The organism is Streptomyces sp. NPDC031445 (assembly GCF_055581365.1).
The window spans coordinates 1-14976 of the sequence record NZ_JBVIJO010000029.1 but is presented as its reverse complement, the minus strand read 5'-3'; the positions used below and the strand labels follow the sequence as shown (position 1 = coordinate 14976).

The following is a 14976-nucleotide window of genomic DNA, read 5'->3' as shown; positions in this document are numbered from 1 at the left end:
GGCTCACTCCCACCAGAAGGCCCAGCTCGTGGCGCCGACCAGCTCCTTCGCGTACGCCGCCACGCTCCCCGGGCCGCTCTGCACCACGGCGTCCGGGCACAGGGCGTAGTGCTCGGCGGCCAGCACCTCGGCGTCGTCCAGGCCGGTGGGCGGCGCCGCGACGGACACCACCAGCACGTCCGGTCCGAGCGCCACCACCCGGACCCCGAACCGGTCCTCCCACGACCGCAGCACCGCGCAGATCCGGGCCACGTCCCCGTCGTGGTCCAGGGTGCCGGTCCAGCCGATCGCCGCCGGTATGTCCGCCGACCGGCGGGCCGGCACGAGGGCCAGGTGCGGCTCCTCCAGCCACTCGGCCCACGTGTCCGGGTCCCGGTGCAGCGCGTCGGCGACCTGCGCGGCCCGACTGCCCGGATCGGCGGCCAGGAGCCCGGCCGGGGCGAGCCCCGGCCACGGGAGGCCGAACGGCTCGGTCTCCTCGCCGCCCTGCCCGCCGGTGGCCTCCGCCCAGTACTCCGACAGCACCTCCGCGGCCTCGTGGTCCCCCGGGTACGACGCCTCGCCCGGCAGCAGCACCCAGTCCTCCGGCCCGGTCCGGCAACCGGCCATGTCCACCAGCACCGGCAGCAGCCCGGCACGGGACGCCGGCGCACCCAGCGCCTTGAAGGTGCCGGGCGAGGAGGGCTTCTCCGCGTGCCACAGCAGGGGCTCGTGCCAGGGGCCGTCGTCCGTCTCGTGCACCAGTCTTCCGGGCGGCAGCCGAAGGCCGAGGGAACGCCCACTGGGGTCGGTGGCCAGCTTGGGCAGCGGGTTGGGAAGAGTCGCCATGCCGGTGACTGTAAAGCCCGCCACTGACAACGCCGTTGAGCTGCGCGGCCACCCTGGCGGGCCCACTCCCGGCCCGGTGTCAGACCAGGGTCGTGATGCAGAACGGGTGCCCCGCCGGGTCCAGCAGGACCCGCCAGCGGTCCGGCTGCGGCTGGGCCTGCGGCTTGGTCGCGCCCAGCTCCAGCAGCCGCTCCTCGGCCGTGTCCAGGTCGTCCACACCCACCTCGATGTGGGCCTGCTTCTCCTGGGCCGGGTCCGGCCAGGTGGGGCGGCGGTAGCCGGCCAGGCGGTTGAAGCCCAGGCCCGGCGCGCCGTCCTTGCCGCCCAGGAAGACGAAGTCGTCGGAGGCGTAGGCGACGGGGAGGCCGAACATCTCGCCGTAGAACCGGGACAGTCCGACCGGGTCGGCGCAGTCGAAGGTGACGGCGGCGTAGCGGAAGACGGGTGCGGAAGCGGTGTCTGTGCTCATGGGGACGACCGTAGGACACGACCCGGACAGCTTCGGTCCTGGTCGTGCGGTCCGGTGTGGAAAACTTCCGCCCGTGCTCAGCGCCTCCGCCCGTCTGCTCCGCCTGCTCGCGCTGCTCGCCGCCCGGCCCTCCTGGACCTGTGCCGAGCTGGCCGGGCGCATGGCCGTCACCGACCGCACCGTCCGGCGGGACATCGCCCGGCTCCGCGAACTCGGGTACACCGTCGACTCCGACGCCGGCCCCTGGGGCGGTTACCGGCTCCGGGCGGGCTCGCGCGTGCCGCCGCTGATCCTCGACGACGAGGAGGCGCTGGCCGTGGCCGTGGGGCTGCGGGAGGCGGCGCTCGGCGGCGCGCTGGGCGGCGACCAGGCGGCCCTGTCCGCGCTGCTGAAGCTGCGGCAGGTGCTGCCGCCCCGGATCGCCGAGCGGCTGGCCGAGTGGGACGACGCCCTCGTACGGCTCCCCTGGCCCGAGGAGCCACGCATCCGGCCCGGCATGCTGCTGGAGCTGGCCGCCGCCTGCCGGCGCGGTGAGCGGGCCCGGCTGTCGTACCGCGACGGGCAGGACCGGCACACCGTCCGGGACGTCGACCCCTACCGGCTCGTGCACACCGGCCGGCGCTGGTACTTCGTCGCCCGGGACGTCACCCGGGGCTGGCGGACCTTCCGGGCCGACCGGGTCGAACGGCTCCGGCCCACCGGCCGCCCCGTGGAGATCACCGACCCCCCGGACCCGGCCCAGCTCGTCTCCCGCAACACCGCCAACGGCCCCTACCCGGTGTCGGCCACCATCCGGCTGCCGCTGCCCCTGGCGGACGCGCTGCGGGTCGTACCGGCCACCGTCGGCACCCACCGCGCCGACGGCCCGGACGCCACCCTCGTCGACATAGGCGGCCCGGACCCGGACGGCCTCGCCCGCTACCTGCTGGGCCTCGCCACCCCCTTGCGCGTCCTCGCCCCGGACGCCGTACGGGACGCCTTCGTGCGCCGCGCCCGGGAGCTGCTGGACGCGCAGACGGCCGACGGCCCGCCCCCGGAGTGAGGGCGGGCCGCCGGCGTCGTACCGCGCCGGGTCAGAGCTTCTCGGGCGTGCGGATGCCCAGCAGGGCCATGCCCCGGTGCAGGGTGCGGGCCGTGACGTCGCACAGGAAGAGGCGGTTCTCCACCTGCGCCGGGGTCTCGGCGCGCAGCACCGGGCACTTGTCGTAGAACGACGTGTACAGCGACGCCACCTGGTACAGGTACGCCGTCAGCTTGTGCGGGGCGTACTCCGCGGCCGCCTCCCGGACCGTCTCCGCGAAGGAGTCCAGGTGCAGGCCAAGGGCCCGCTCCGCCTCGTGCAGGGCCAGCTCCGGGTGCGCCGCCGGCACGACCTCGCCGGCCTTGCGCAGGATCGACTGGATACGGGCGTACGCGTACTGGAGGTAGACGGACGTGTCGCCGTTCAGCGAGACCATCTGGTCCAGGTCGAACTTGTAGTCCCGGTTCGCCGACGTCGACAGGTCCGCGTACTTCACCGCGCCGATGCCCACCTGGGCGCCCCGCTCGGCGATCTCCTCCTCGGACAGCTCCTGCGCCTTCTCCCGGACCACGGCCGAGGCGCGGTCGATCGCCTCGTCCAGCAGGTCGACCAGGCGGACCGTCTCGCCCTCACGGGTCTTGAACGGCTTGCCGTCCTTGCCGAGGACCGTGCCGAAGGCCAGCTGCACCGCCGTCACGTCGTCGTTCAGCCAGCCGGCCCGGCGGGCGGTCTCGAAGACCATCCGGAAGTGCAGGGCCTGCCGGGCGTCCACCACGTACAGCAGGGTGTTCGCCTTGAGGTTGAAGACGCGGTCACGGATCGCGGAGAGGTCGGTGGCCGCGTAGCCGTAGCCGCCGTCCGACTTCTGCACGATCAGCGGGACCGGGTTGCCGTCCGGGCCCTTGATGTCGTCGAAGAACACGCACAGCGCGCCCTCGGAGCGGACCGCGACACCGGACTCCTCCAGCAGCCGGCAGGTCTCGGCCAGCATGTCGTTGTAACCGGACTCGCCGACGATGTCCGCGTCCCGGATCTCCATGTCCAGCTTCTCGAAGACGGAGAAGAAGTAGATCTTCGACTCGTCCACGAACTTCTGCCACATGGCGAGCGTGCGCTCGTCCCCGGCCTGGAGGTCGACCACCCGGCGCCGGGCCCGCGTCTTGAACTCCTCGTCGGAGTCGAACTTCCTCCGCGCCGCCTTGTAGAGGCGGTCGAGGTTCGACATCGCCTCCTCACCCGTCACCCGGGCGTCCTTGTGGTCCAGCTCGTGCGGGTGCTCGTCCAGGTACTGGATGAGCATGCCGAACTGGGTGCCCCAGTCGCCGATGTGGTGGCGGCGGACCACGTTCTCGCCGGTGAACTCCAGCAGCCGCACCACCGAGTCGCCGATCACCGCGCTGCGCAGGTGACCGACGTGCATCTCCTTCGCCACGTTCGGCTGCGCGTAGTCGATCACCGTGGTGCCGGGCTGATCCGCGAACGGCACGCCGAGGCGGCCCGTCTCGTCCGCGTACCGCGCGGCCAGGCTGGCGGTGATCGCCTTGTCCGCGACCGTGATGTTGAGGAAGCCGGGCCCGGAGACCTCGACGTCCCGGATCACGTCACCGGTCACCACGCGCGAGACGACCTGGGCCGCCAGCTCCCGGGGATTCGCCTTCGCCTTCTTGGCCAGGGCCAGGATGCCGTTGGCCTGGAAGTCGGCCCGGTCGCTTCGTCGCAGCAGCGGGTCCGCGCCGGCGGCCTCCGGCAGGGTGGCCGAGAGGGCGGACGCGAGGTGCTGCTGGACGTTGTCGCTGAGGGACGTGACCGAGGCCATAGGAGTGGGTGCCGTTCTCCTCGTGGGGATGGATAGACCCGGCCAGTATCCCACGGGGGGTAAAGCCGTTTTCCCGGGCGCGAGCCGGTCTGTGAGAATGGGGTGTCACCCCGTTCAGAAAGAAGGACGTGCCGATCGTGGCTCAGAGCACCGAGACCACCGACTGGGTCTCCCGTTTCGCGGATGAGGTCATCGAGGAGTCGGAGCGCCGGGCCCCGGGCAAACCGGTCGTCGTCGCGTCCGGACTCTCCCCCTCCGGTCCGATCCACCTCGGCAACCTCCGCGAGGTCATGACCCCGCACCTCGTCGCCGACGAGATCCGCCGCCGCGGCCACGCGGTCCGGCACCTGATCTCCTGGGACGACTACGACCGCTACCGCAAGGTGCCGAAGGGCATCGCCGGGGTCGACGAGGACGCCTGGGCCGAGCACATCGGCAAGCCGCTGACCTCCGTCCCGGCGCCCGCGGGCTCGCCGCACCCCAACTGGGCCGAGCACTTCAAGGCCGCGATGACCGAGTCGCTCGCCCAGCTCGGCGTCGAGTTCGACGGCATCAGCCAGACCGAGCAGTACACCTCCGGCGCCTACCGCGAGCAGATCCTGCACGCCATGCGGCACCGCAACGAGATCGACGCGATCCTCGACCAGTACCGCACGAAGAAGACCCCGAAGAAGCAGCAGCAAAAGCCCCTGGACGAGGCCGAACTGGAGGCCGAGGAGGGCTCCGGCGCCGCGTCCGAGGACGACGGCAGCTCCGGCTCCGCCGGGTACTTCCCGTACAAGCCGTACTGCGGCGACTGCGGCAAGGACCTGACCACGGTCACCTCCTACGACGACGACACCACCGAGCTGTCGTACACCTGCACCGCCTGCGGCTTCACCGAGACCGTCCGGCTCAGCGAGTTCAACCGCGGCAAGCTGGTCTGGAAGGTCGACTGGCCGATGCGCTGGGCCTACGAGGGCGTCATCTTCGAGCCCAGCGGCGTCGACCACTCCTCGCCGGGCTCCAGCTTCCAGGTCGGCGGCCAGATCGTCGGCATCTTCGGCGGCAAGCAGCCCATCGGCCCCATGTACGCCTTCGTCGGCATCTCCGGCATGGCGAAGATGTCCTCCTCGCGGGGCGGGGTCCCGACCCCCGGCGACGCACTGAAGATCATGGAGCCGCAGCTGCTGCGCTGGCTGTACGCCCGCCGCCGCCCCAACCAGTCCTTCAAGATCGCCTTCGACCAGGAGATCCAGCGGCTCTACGACGAGTGGGACAAGCTCGCCGCCAAGGTCACCGAAGGTGCCGCCCTGCCCGGCGACGTCGCCGCCTACACCCGCGCCGTCGGCACCGCCGCCGGTGAACTGCCGAAGACACCGCGACCGCTCCCCTACCGCACGCTCGCGTCCGTCGCCGACATCACCGCCGGACACGAGGACCAGGCCCTGCGCATCCTCTCCGAACTCGACCCGGAGCAGCCGCTGGCCGGCCTCGACGAGGCACGCCCCCGGTACGACAGGGCCGAGGCCTGGATCAACACCCACGTCCCCGCCGACCAGCGGACCATCGTCCGCGACGAGCCCGACGCCGAACTGCTGAAGTCCCTCGACGAGCCCTCCCAGCAGTCCGTACGCCTGCTGCTCGACGGACTCGCCGACCACTGGTCGCTCGACGGGCTGACCCACCTCGTGTACGGCGTGCCCAAGGTGCAGGCCGGGTTCCCCGCCGACGCCACGCCCAAGGAACTGCCCGCCGAGATCAAGACCGCGCAGCGGACGTTCTTCGCCCTCCTGTACCACCTGCTCGTCGGCCGCGACACCGGACCCCGGCTGCCCACCCTGCTGCTGGCCGTCGGACAGGACCGGGTACGGCACCTGCTCGGCGAGTAAGCGACACGAAGCCACGAAGACACGAAGAAGGGGCCCTCCGCCGCGGAGGGCCCCTTCTCCGTGCCGTCAGGCGATGTGGTCCTCCTCCAGCTCCGCGTTGAAGCGGTTGGTGAAACGGTTGACCATACGGTCGGCCTCCCGCGCGGGCAACGCGATACGGAACGTCGCCTCCACCGCCTCGGCGAACTGGTGCGGAGTGGGCAGGCTGCCGTCGATCGACTTGCGGAAGACCTGGTAATAGTCCTCCTCCGTCGGGTCCGGCTGCGCGGTGCCACCGCCCTCGCCCAGCTCACGGGTGCGGTTCGGGCCCACCGGAATCGGGAAACTGCCGGTCTCCTCCGGGGACGGCTGCTGGAACTGCTCCGGCGGCTGGTCCTCGTACCAGTCCTCGTACTGCTCCTCCGGGGCGTACTGGGGCTCCTGGAGCATCGGGTCGTACGTGGGGTCGTAACCGCCCTGGTACTCGACCTCCCGCGGGGCCTGGAACCAAGGGCTCTGCTCGTCCGCCGGCGGCTCCTGCTCACGCTGCTCACCGGCGGGCCCCACCTGCCGCGGAACAGCCGCCGCCCCCGCGGGACGACCACCCGCGACCACGCCGGGTGCCGCCGCCTCCAACTCCGGCTGCGGGGCCGCGGGCAACAGGGCCGGTTCGATGCCCGCCGCCGCCAGGCCCGCGGGAGCCGTCTCCGCCAAGGGAACGCCGTACCGCGCCAGCCGCAGCGGCATCAAGGACTCCACCGGAGCCTTGCGGCGCCAGGCACGACCGAAGCGGGACCGCAGACGCGCCTGGTACACCAGACGTTCCTGCTCCAGCTTGATGACCTGGTCGTAGGAGCGCAGCTCCCACAGCTTCATCCGCCGCCACAGCAGGAACGTGGGCACCGGGGACAACAGCCAGCGGGTGAGGCGGACCCCCTCCATGTGCTTGTCGGCCGTGATGTCGGCGATCCGGCCGATCGCGTGCCGGGCCGCCTCGACCGACACGACGAACAGCACCGGGATCACCGCGTGCATGCCGACACCCAGCGGATCAGGCCAGGCGGCGGCGCCGTTGAACGCGATCGTCGCCGCCGTCAGCAGCCACGCCGTCTGGCGCAGCAGCGGGAAGGGGATGCGGATCCAGGTCAGCAGCAGGTCCAGGGCCAGGAGGACACAGATGCCCGCGTCGATGCCCACCGGGAACACATACGAGAAGTTCCCGAAGCCCTTCTTGACGGCCAGCTCACGGACGGCCGCGTACGAACCGGCGAAGCCGATACCGGCGATGATCAGCGCGCCGGTCACGACCACGCCGATGAGCACGCGATGCATCCGAGTCAGCTGCAGTGGCGCGGCCACTCGCACTCCCCTCCCCTTGCGTGTCCTTGCGCGCAACAGAGTGGCACACGTGTCCGGCGAACGTGGTGCCGGTCAGCCGCCACGGCCCCCCGCCGGCCGCCACAGCCCCCGGTCAGCTGTCCTTCGCGGCCGACTCGGACGGAGACGCGCTCGCGGAGGCCGACTTGGAGGGCGACTTCGAAGGAGCCCCCGAAGGCGACGCCGACTTCGACGGAGACGCCGGCGAACTCGCCGCACCACCCGCGCCGTTGGCCGACGACACCGACGCCACGACCTCCTTCAGCGCCTTCTCCGCGGCCTTCGTCAGGTCATCGGCGTCCGGCGTCTTCTCACCCGCGAGACCGGCACCGTTGTAGTCGACCGACACGACGACGTTCTCCACCCGGGCCACGACCGTCTGCTGCTTGAAGAGCCCTTCCTTCTTCGACAGGTCGTACCGCACCGCCGTCGCCTCCGCGCCCGTCCCGGACAGCGGGATCGCCTTGGTGCCCTTCGCGCCGTCCACCGCCTGCGCGTCCTTCACCTGCCGGGCGTAGTACGCGTGCGCCTGATCGTCACCCGAACCCCGCGTGACATCCGAGTCGAAGCGGAGCAGCGACACGTTCAGCCAGCGGAACTGGGAACCCTTGACACCGTTGTTGTCCAGGCTGTTCCACGAGCACGAGGCACGCGACGACGGCTCGTCCGAACTGCCCTTCCTGCCCGACTTCCCGCTCTTCGGGACCAGATCGGTCAGCGTCTTCCGCGACAGCACCGCGCACGCGTCGGGAAGCTTCCCGTACGCCGCCGCCCGCACGGTCGGCGACGCGCTCGCCGAGGGCTGCGAACTGCTGCCGCCCGAAGACCGCGGGCTGCTCTCCCCACCGGACTTCGCCTTGGAGTCACCGGAGTCCGAGGAGCACGCCGCGGTGATCAGAACCGCCGGAACGGCTGCCGCGCAGACAAGGACGCGGCGAAGGCGCTTGGCTCGCTGGTGTCGCTGGGCACGGTCGTCTCGCTGGGCTGCTCGCTGCATGGTTCCTTCACTCATGACGCTCGGTGTTCGTGCGGGTTCCTGCGGGGCCACGGTACGCGGTGAAGGTCCCGTGCGGTTTCCCTTCGCACCCTTCACGGACGCGGGCCGACGGAACCGGCAAGGCCGTCAGCCGCCCAGCGCGTCATCCAGCCGAGAGGCCAGATTACGGGCCCTGTCCTGCATTTCCTTGCTGTCCGGGACCGCACCCATGGCCATCGGCTGCTCCTCGTACTGGATGGTGACGATGACGTTGGACGTGCGGAACACCACAGTCACCGTCCGCTGTTCGGCCGTCGAACCGGACGTGCTGAGCCGGTCGTCCAGATACCCCTCGTCACCGAGGTCGGTCAGCGCACGCGGCTGGAGATCGGCCGGCGTGGCACCGGAGGACGCGTCGGAAGAGCCCGAGGCCCCCGAGGAGGCAGGGGAATTGGAGGAAGAAGGACGCGTCGCGCCCGGCGAGCCCGCACCGCCCGCGGAACCCTTCCCCGACGACAACGACGACGACGCGGACGCGGACGCGGTGGGCGTCGGGGGCGAGGCGGGCGGCGCCGAGGAAACCGCCGGCGCCGGGAGGTCGGCGGCCGTCTCCTTGTCCAGGAACAGTTTCCGCGCCTGGTCGTCGTCGCTGACCGTGTTGTCGTACGACACCACGCGCTCGAAGTCGACGGACAGGCGGTCCGTGGCGTCGGCCGACTCGACCTTCCAGCGGCAGCCCACCTTGCGATCGGTGTCGTAGGTCAGCGCGGCGTCGCCCTGGTAGGCCTTGTCCCGCTGCGCCGGGTCGGTGATCTGCTGGATGCCGGGCAGCAGCGCGTCCAGCGTGTCGTGGCCGATCGCGCCGCACGGCTCGGGGAGCGTGCGGTACCTGCCGGGCTGGGCGGCGGCGGCGGCCGAGCCGGCGTCGCCCGGGTTGGCGTTGTCCGCCGGGTCCTTGTCCCCGGAGCCGCTCGTGCAGCCGGCCAGCAGCGCCGCGAGAAGGGCGGCGGTGCCGGTTACGTACGCCTTCCGCTGCACGGTCGGGCTCCTCTCGACGGTGTGCGATCGCTGGTGCTCCAGTGTCCCCGCTGGTTATTCGCTTGCCGCGGCGGGGCGCCCCCTGGGGACAATGTGTATCGCACGCACTGCCGTGGACGCCGGTCCCTTGTCCCTTTTCATCGACCTTGGCGCCGCTTTTGCGTTTTGCTGCTTATAAGCACTTTGTTGTTGATTCCGGGGGAACGAGGAAGATATGTCGTACGTGGAGATGCCGGGCGCCAAGGTCCCGATCCGGATGTGGACGGACCCGGCGACGGTCGAGGACGTGGCCCTGCGCCAGCTCCAGAACGTGGCCACCCTGCCGTGGATCAAGGGCCTGGCCGTCATGCCGGACGTGCACTACGGCAAGGGTGCGACGGTCGGCTCGGTCATCGCGATGCGGGGCGCGGTGTGCCCGGCGGCGGTCGGGGTGGACATCGGCTGCGGGATGTCGGCGGTGAGGACGTCCCTGACGGCGAACGACCTCCCCGGGGACCTGTCGCGGCTGCGGTCGCGGATCGAGCAGGTGATTCCGGTGGGGCGGGGGATGCATGACGACCCCGTCGAGCCGGGGGACTTCCACGGTCTGGCCACGGCGGGGTGGGAGGAGTTCTGGGGGCGGTTCGAGGGGGTTGCGGAGGCGGTAAAGTTCCGGCGTGAGCGGGCCGTAGCTCAGATGGGAACCCTTGGCCAGGGGAATCACTTTGTAGAGATTTGTGTAGATATGTCCGATTCGGTGTGGCTCATGCTCCACTCCGGCTCGCGGAACATCGGCAAGGAACTCGCCGAGCACCACATCGGTGTGGCTCAGAAACTCCCGCACAACCAGGGACTGGTTGACCGGGACCTCGCCGTCTTCGTCGCGGACACCCCGCAGATGGCGGCCTACCGCAACGACCTGTTCTGGGCGCAGGAGTACGCCAAGTACAACCGCACGCTCATGATGGCGCTCCTGAAGGACGTGATCCGCAAGGAGTTCAAGAAGGCGAAGCCGACTTTCGAGCCGGAGATCTCCTGCCACCACAACTACGTGGCGGAGGAGCGGTACGACGGCATGGACCTGCTCGTGACCCGCAAGGGAGCGATCCGCGCCGGCTCCGGCGAGTACGGGATCATCCCGGGCTCGATGGGCACGGGTTCTTACATCGTGAAGGGTCTCGGCAACGAACTGGCCTTCAACTCCGCCTCGCACGGCGCCGGTCGGCGCATGAGCCGGAACGCGGCCAAGCGGCGCTTCTCCACCAAGGACCTGGAGGAGCAGACCAGGGGCGTGGAGTGCCGCAAGGACTCCGGCGTCGTGGACGAGATCCCGGGCGCCTACAAGTCGATCGACCAGGTCATCGACCAGCAGCGGGACCTGGTCCAGGTCGTGGCGAAGCTGAGGCAGGTCGTCTGCGTCAAGGGGTGATGCGTGAGCCCCCCGGTCGGTACCGAGGGGCTCTTTCATGTGGTCACCGTTTGCTGGGCGCGGGCGCTTGGCCGGTTCGGAGACGCCAGAGGCGCAGGTTGCAGCTCGTAGTCGTCCTGCCGAGTGCTTCTGCGGCAGCCATCGGACTGTTCAGTTCCAGCAGAACCCGGTCCTCGTGTTCAGTCCAGCTGCGTCGTGGCGGCGCGACCCTCATGTGTTCTGGGCGTACCCAGTTGGCGACAGCTTCGGCGGCTGAGCGCTTGCGCGCCAAGGCCAGGCAGTCCGGGTAATACAGGTCGGCGACAAGAAGCTGAGCCACCTCCTTCGTGTAGAGGATGTTGAAGATGCCGTCACGGGCGTTGCGCTTCAGGGTGCGATCCGCCCCTCCCGCGTCCTTGGCGTAGTCGCGCAAGCAGGATGCGATGGCGCTGCTGGCCGTGGTCAGACAGACGAAGGGAATGCCCTTGCTGGTGAGGCCGACCGAGCCATCCGCGTCGATCAGACCTCGAACGTAGTCGCGGCGGGAAAACCGGGTTTCCGGGGGGCCGATCGTCCGGGATTTACGGCCGTAGGGCAGGCCGAGGTCATTGAGTGCTGTCCTGGCTTCGAGGGCACAGAGGGTCCAGGTCGCAGAGCTGTGACTCTTGACGAAGTTTGTCGACCGCGTACGCTCTGTGATGCTGCTGTAGTACGGCGTGAGCTTCTGGAACGCACGCAGGAGATCGATGTCCCGGGCGCTGAGTTCGACGGTCAGGCGTCCTTTCCGCCCAGGGCCCTGTGCAAGATGCCCGTCCGCCTGCAAGAACCCGAACATGTACGCGTACTCGGGGACCGTGAGGTCCATGAACCGGTGGGCGTTAGGCTCGCAGTCAGCCACCGGGAAGCCTCCACTTCCTTGCTGGTCAGGTCCTCGGCCGGGATGGCACTCCCCGCCGGGGACCGTCGAGTCGATCGTGTGGCGCGAGCCTAGGGCGGATGTTCGTGCGCTGATCGGGTGATCGAAGAGGTTCGCCCGTGTGGGTTACCCGGCCCCCGGTTCCAGTGAGTCCAGCCAGTGCAGCAGGCGGGTTCCCTCCCTGGTCATGATGTCGGGGTCGCGCAGGGCGTTGGCCAGGAGGGACATGCCCTGGTAGGCCGCGATCAGGGTGAGGGCGTGGTCCTCGGGGTCGGGGACGCCCCAGGTGCGGAACTGGTCGGCGGTCCAGTCCAGGAGGCGGCGGATCACCGCGCCGGCCTCCGCGTCCAGCGTGCCGTCCGCGCGTTTGTCCAGTTCGACGGCGAGCGTGCCGGTGGGGCAGCCGTGGCGGGCGGCGGTCTCGCGCTGGGCGGTCCATGCCTCGACCAGGGCCTTGAGGCGGTCGCGCCCGGTCGCCAACCGGTCCAGTCCGGCGGTGAGTTCGTCGAGGTGGGCGCGGTGTTCCGCGAGCGCGGCCCGGACCAGTTCGTCCTTGGTCTTGAAGTAGTAGTAGACGTTCCCGACCGGGACGCCGGCCTCGTGGGCGATGTCGGCGAGGGTGGTGCGCTCGACGCCCTGCTCGTGCAGGACCCGGGCCGCCGCCGCCGTGAGTCGCCGGCGCTTCTGGGACGCCTGTGCCCGCCGGTCCACTGAGTTTGTCACCTGACTGACTATAGACAGCGGGGGTGGAGGGTCCTAGGGTTCGAGTTAGTTAGCTGACTGACTAAGTAGGGGGCCGTGGTGATCGTTGTGACCGGTGCGACCGGGAACGTCGGGCGTGTGCTCGTGGAGTCGCTGGCGGGGGCCGGTGAGGAGGTCGTGGCCGTGTCGCGGCGGCCGGGGGCCGCGCCGTCCGCCGCCGGGGTGCGGTGGGCCCGGGGCGGAGCCGGGGACGCGGCGGGCATGCGGCCCGCCCTCGACGGCGCCCGTGCGCTGTTCCTCGTCCTCGGGGGCGAGCTGAACGTCCGGGGGGAGAGCCCCGACGCCCTGCTCGACGCGGTCGCGGACGGCGGGGTCGGACGGATCGTGCTGGTGTCGTCGCAGGTCAGCGCCACCCGGCCGGACGCGCCCTCGCACGCCCGGCTGCGCACCTTCGAGGCCGCGGTACGCGCGTCCGGGTTGGAGTTCACCGTCCTGCGCCCCGGCGGATTCGCCTCCAACGCCCTCGCCTGGGCCGATGCGGTCCGCGCCGAGCGCACCGTCTTCGCCCCCTTCGGCGATGTCGCGCTGCCCGTGGTCGACCCGGCGGACATCGCCGCGGTGGCCGCCGCCGCGCTGCGCGAGGACGGGCACACCGGGCGGGTGTACGAGCTGACCGGGCCCGCGCCCGTCAGTCCGCGCGAGCAGGCCGCGGTCATCGCCGAGGCCCTCGGCGAGGAGGTGGCCTTCGTCGAGCTGTCCCGTGCGGCGGCGCACGCCGGGATGGCGCGGTTCATGCCGGAGCAGGTCGTCGCCGGCACCCTGGACGTCCTCGGCGCACCGCTGCCGGCCGAGCGCAGGCCGAGCGGGGACGTGGCGGCGGTCCTGGGCCGCCCGGCCGCGCCCTTCGCCGCGTGGGTGGCCCGGAACCTGCCGGCGTTCGCGTAGCCGGCGGGTTACTTCGCGTGCCGTACGGCGTAGATCATGATGAACGCGATGAAGTGGATGCCGAAGAGGAAGTAGGCAAGGAAGTACCAGACCTGGCGTTCGTTCTTCGTCTCCTGGGCCAGGCGCCGCTTCTCGAAGGTGTCCTCGGTGGTGGGTTCGTCGTCCGTCACTGTTCCCGGTGCACCTTGGTGTTGGACGCCTGGGCGCGCGGGCGCAGGACCAGGAGGTCGACGTTGACGTGGCTGGGGCGGGTGACGGCCCAGGTGATCGTCTCGGCCACGTCGTCCGCGGTGAGGGGCTCGGCGACGCCCTCGTACACCTTCTCGGCCCGCTCCTTGTCCCCGCCGAAGCGGGTCAGCGCGAACTCGTCGGTCTTGACCATGCCGGGGGCGATCTCGACGACCCGGACCGGCTGGCCGACGATCTCCAGGCGGAGGGTCTCGGCGAGGACGTGGGCGCCGTGCTTGGCCGCCACGTAGCCGGCGCCGCCCTCGTAGGTGCCGTGGCCGGCGGTGGAGGAGACGACCACGACGACGCCGTCGCCGCTCGCGACGAGCTTCGGCAGCAGCGCCTGGGTGAGGTTCAGGGTGCCGATGACGTTGGTCTCGTACATCGTGCGCCAGTCCGCCGGGTCGCCGGTGGCCACCGGGTCCGCGCCGAGGGCGCCGCCGGCGTTGTTGACGAGGACGCCGATCGTCTGGAAGGCGGTGGCGAACTCGTCCACGGCGGCGCGGTCGGTGACGTCCAGCTGGTACGCGAGGGCGGAGTGGCCGGCCTCGGCCAGTTCCTCGGCCAGGGCCTCGATGCGGTCCTTGCGGCGGGCGGTGAGGACGACGCGGTAGCCGGCCGCGGCGAGCTGCCGGGCCGTGGCGGCGCCGATGCCGCTGCTCGCGCCGGTGACGACGGCGATGCGGGAGGCGGCGGACGGTGCGGCGGTGGCCATGGCTGCTCCTGGGGCTGCGGCTGGGCGGTCGTTCGGGCGGGCGGTCGGGCGGTTCCGTCCAGCGTAAGTGAGCTTCAGCCGCCGTTTCGCGGCGCCCACATGATGACGGCCATCCCGGCGAGGCAGATCAGCGCGCCGGTGATGTCCCAGCGGTCGGGGCGGTAGCCGTCCGCGACGACGCCCCACAGGATCGAGCCGGCCACGAAGATCCCGCCGTAGGCGGCGAGGATGCGGCCGAAGTGGGCGTCCGGCTGGAAGGTGGCGACGAAGCCGTACGCGCCGAGGGCGAGGACGCCTCCGGTGATCCACAGCCAGCCCCGGTGTTCCCGCACGCCCTGCCAGACCAGCCAGGCACCGCCGATCTCGAACAGCGCGGCGACGACGAACAGGGCGGCGGAGCGGAGGATCGGCATGGGGGCAGCTTCGCACGCGCCGCCCGCGTCATCCGGGGGAGGGCGCGTCACCTGGGGGAGGGCGCCTGGCGGGGTGGTGGAGGGGGGCTGGAATACCCGGGGCGGGGTGACCGTTGGAGGGGGTATAGTTGAACGCTCAACAATCTGGAGGGTGAGCGACCATGCAGTTCGGGATCTTTTCGGTCGGTGATGTCACGCCGGACCCCACCACGGGCCGTACGCCGACCGAGCGCGAGCGGATCAAGGCCATGGTCGCCATCGCGCTGAAGGCCGAGGAGGTCGGTCTGGACGTCTT

General features: G+C 71.0%; 15 protein-coding genes and 1 pseudogene. 5 read left to right on the top strand and 11 right to left on the bottom strand.

Annotated elements, in window-relative coordinates; translation table 11 throughout:
- Window positions 1-3: 3 nt before the first annotated feature.
- Entirely contained in the window at window positions 4-828 is an 825-nt protein-coding gene (locus ACZ5DC_RS39430) for a DUF4253 domain-containing protein (RefSeq protein ID WP_468661126.1), read from the bottom strand.
- A 79-nt stretch (window positions 829-907) separates the two neighbouring features.
- The gene (locus ACZ5DC_RS39425; protein ID WP_468661124.1) at window positions 908-1297 is read right to left on the bottom strand and encodes a VOC family protein; all 390 of its coding nucleotides are present in this window, start codon (window positions 1295-1297) and stop codon (window positions 908-910) included.
- A 73-nt stretch (window positions 1298-1370) separates the two neighbouring features.
- Between ACZ5DC_RS39425 and ACZ5DC_RS39420 the strand changes: the two genes are divergently transcribed.
- The gene (locus ACZ5DC_RS39420; RefSeq protein WP_468661122.1) at window positions 1371-2339 is read left to right on the top strand and encodes a helix-turn-helix transcriptional regulator; all 969 of its coding nucleotides are present in this window, start codon (window positions 1371-1373) and stop codon (window positions 2337-2339) included.
- 31 nt (window positions 2340-2370) lie between these two features.
- On the opposite strand, the gene argS is transcribed toward ACZ5DC_RS39420, so the two are convergent.
- Window positions 2371-4134, bottom strand: coding sequence for an arginine--tRNA ligase (gene argS, locus ACZ5DC_RS39415; RefSeq protein ID WP_468661120.1), 1764 nt, complete (start codon window positions 4132-4134; stop codon window positions 2371-2373).
- A gap of 128 nt (window positions 4135-4262) precedes the next feature.
- Between argS and lysS the strand changes: the two genes are divergently transcribed.
- Window positions 4263-6005 carry a lysine--tRNA ligase gene (lysS, locus tag ACZ5DC_RS39410; RefSeq protein ID WP_468661118.1) on the top strand — a complete coding sequence of 581 codons (1743 nt, stop codon included), beginning with the start codon at window positions 4263-4265 and terminating at the stop codon, window positions 6003-6005.
- Between the two features lie 66 nt (window positions 6006-6071).
- Here the strand turns inward: lysS and ACZ5DC_RS39405 are convergent, their stop codons facing one another.
- The 3 genes from ACZ5DC_RS39405 to ACZ5DC_RS39395 all read right to left on the bottom strand — a co-directional run bounded on the left by ACZ5DC_RS39405 (window position 6072) and on the right by ACZ5DC_RS39395 (window position 9375).
- Entirely contained in the window at window positions 6072-7316 is a 1245-nt protein-coding gene (locus ACZ5DC_RS39405) for a DUF2637 domain-containing protein (protein WP_366755341.1), read from the bottom strand.
- A gap of 139 nt (window positions 7317-7455) precedes the next feature.
- Window positions 7456-8358, bottom strand: a complete 903-nt coding sequence (locus ACZ5DC_RS39400; protein ID WP_468661115.1) for a DUF3558 family protein — start codon at window positions 8356-8358, stop codon at window positions 7456-7458.
- A 126-nt stretch (window positions 8359-8484) separates the two neighbouring features.
- Window positions 8485-9375: a DUF3558 domain-containing protein gene (locus ACZ5DC_RS39395; protein WP_468661113.1), complete on the bottom strand. Its 891-nt coding sequence runs from the start codon at window positions 9373-9375 to the stop codon at window positions 8485-8487.
- Between the two features lie 214 nt (window positions 9376-9589).
- On the opposite strand from ACZ5DC_RS39395, the gene ACZ5DC_RS39390 reads away from it, so the two are divergent.
- Window positions 9590-10783, top strand: coding sequence for an RtcB family protein (locus ACZ5DC_RS39390; protein WP_468661111.1), 1194 nt, complete (start codon window positions 9590-9592; stop codon window positions 10781-10783).
- A gap of 43 nt (window positions 10784-10826) precedes the next feature.
- Here ACZ5DC_RS39390 and ACZ5DC_RS39385 read toward each other — a convergent pair whose 3' ends face one another.
- Both ACZ5DC_RS39385 and ACZ5DC_RS39380 read right to left on the bottom strand, forming a co-directional pair.
- Complete coding sequence (locus tag ACZ5DC_RS39385) at window positions 10827-11660, bottom strand: LAGLIDADG family homing endonuclease (RefSeq protein ID WP_468661109.1); 834 nt, start codon at window positions 11658-11660, stop codon at window positions 10827-10829.
- A 144-nt stretch (window positions 11661-11804) separates the two neighbouring features.
- Entirely contained in the window at window positions 11805-12401 is a 597-nt protein-coding gene (locus ACZ5DC_RS39380; RefSeq protein WP_468661107.1) for a TetR/AcrR family transcriptional regulator, read from the bottom strand.
- Between the two features lie 78 nt (window positions 12402-12479).
- On the opposite strand from ACZ5DC_RS39380, the gene ACZ5DC_RS39375 reads away from it, so the two are divergent.
- The gene (locus tag ACZ5DC_RS39375) at window positions 12480-13325 is read left to right on the top strand and encodes an NAD(P)H-binding protein (RefSeq protein ID WP_468661158.1); all 846 of its coding nucleotides are present in this window, start codon (window positions 12480-12482) and stop codon (window positions 13323-13325) included.
- Window positions 13326-13333: 8 nt separating this feature from the next.
- On the opposite strand, the gene ACZ5DC_RS39370 is transcribed toward ACZ5DC_RS39375, so the two are convergent.
- The 3 genes from ACZ5DC_RS39370 to ACZ5DC_RS39360 form a co-directional block, all read right to left on the bottom strand.
- Window positions 13334-13495 (bottom strand): hypothetical protein, encoded by a 162-nt coding sequence (locus ACZ5DC_RS39370; protein ID WP_468661105.1) that lies wholly within the window; start codon window positions 13493-13495, stop codon window positions 13334-13336.
- The gene (locus ACZ5DC_RS39365) at window positions 13492-14268 is read right to left on the bottom strand and encodes an SDR family NAD(P)-dependent oxidoreductase (protein ID WP_468661103.1); all 777 of its coding nucleotides are present in this window, start codon (window positions 14266-14268) and stop codon (window positions 13492-13494) included. Before ACZ5DC_RS39365 ends, ACZ5DC_RS39370 begins: the two co-directional genes overlap by 4 nt.
- A 74-nt stretch (window positions 14269-14342) precedes the next feature.
- The gene (locus tag ACZ5DC_RS39360) at window positions 14343-14681 is read right to left on the bottom strand and encodes a YnfA family protein (protein ID WP_103817826.1); all 339 of its coding nucleotides are present in this window, start codon (window positions 14679-14681) and stop codon (window positions 14343-14345) included.
- 161 nt (window positions 14682-14842) lie between these two features.
- Between ACZ5DC_RS39360 and ACZ5DC_RS39355 the strand changes: the two are divergent.
- Window positions 14843-14976 (top strand): annotated as a pseudogene (locus ACZ5DC_RS39355) (5,10-methylene tetrahydromethanopterin reductase); the annotation flags it as partial.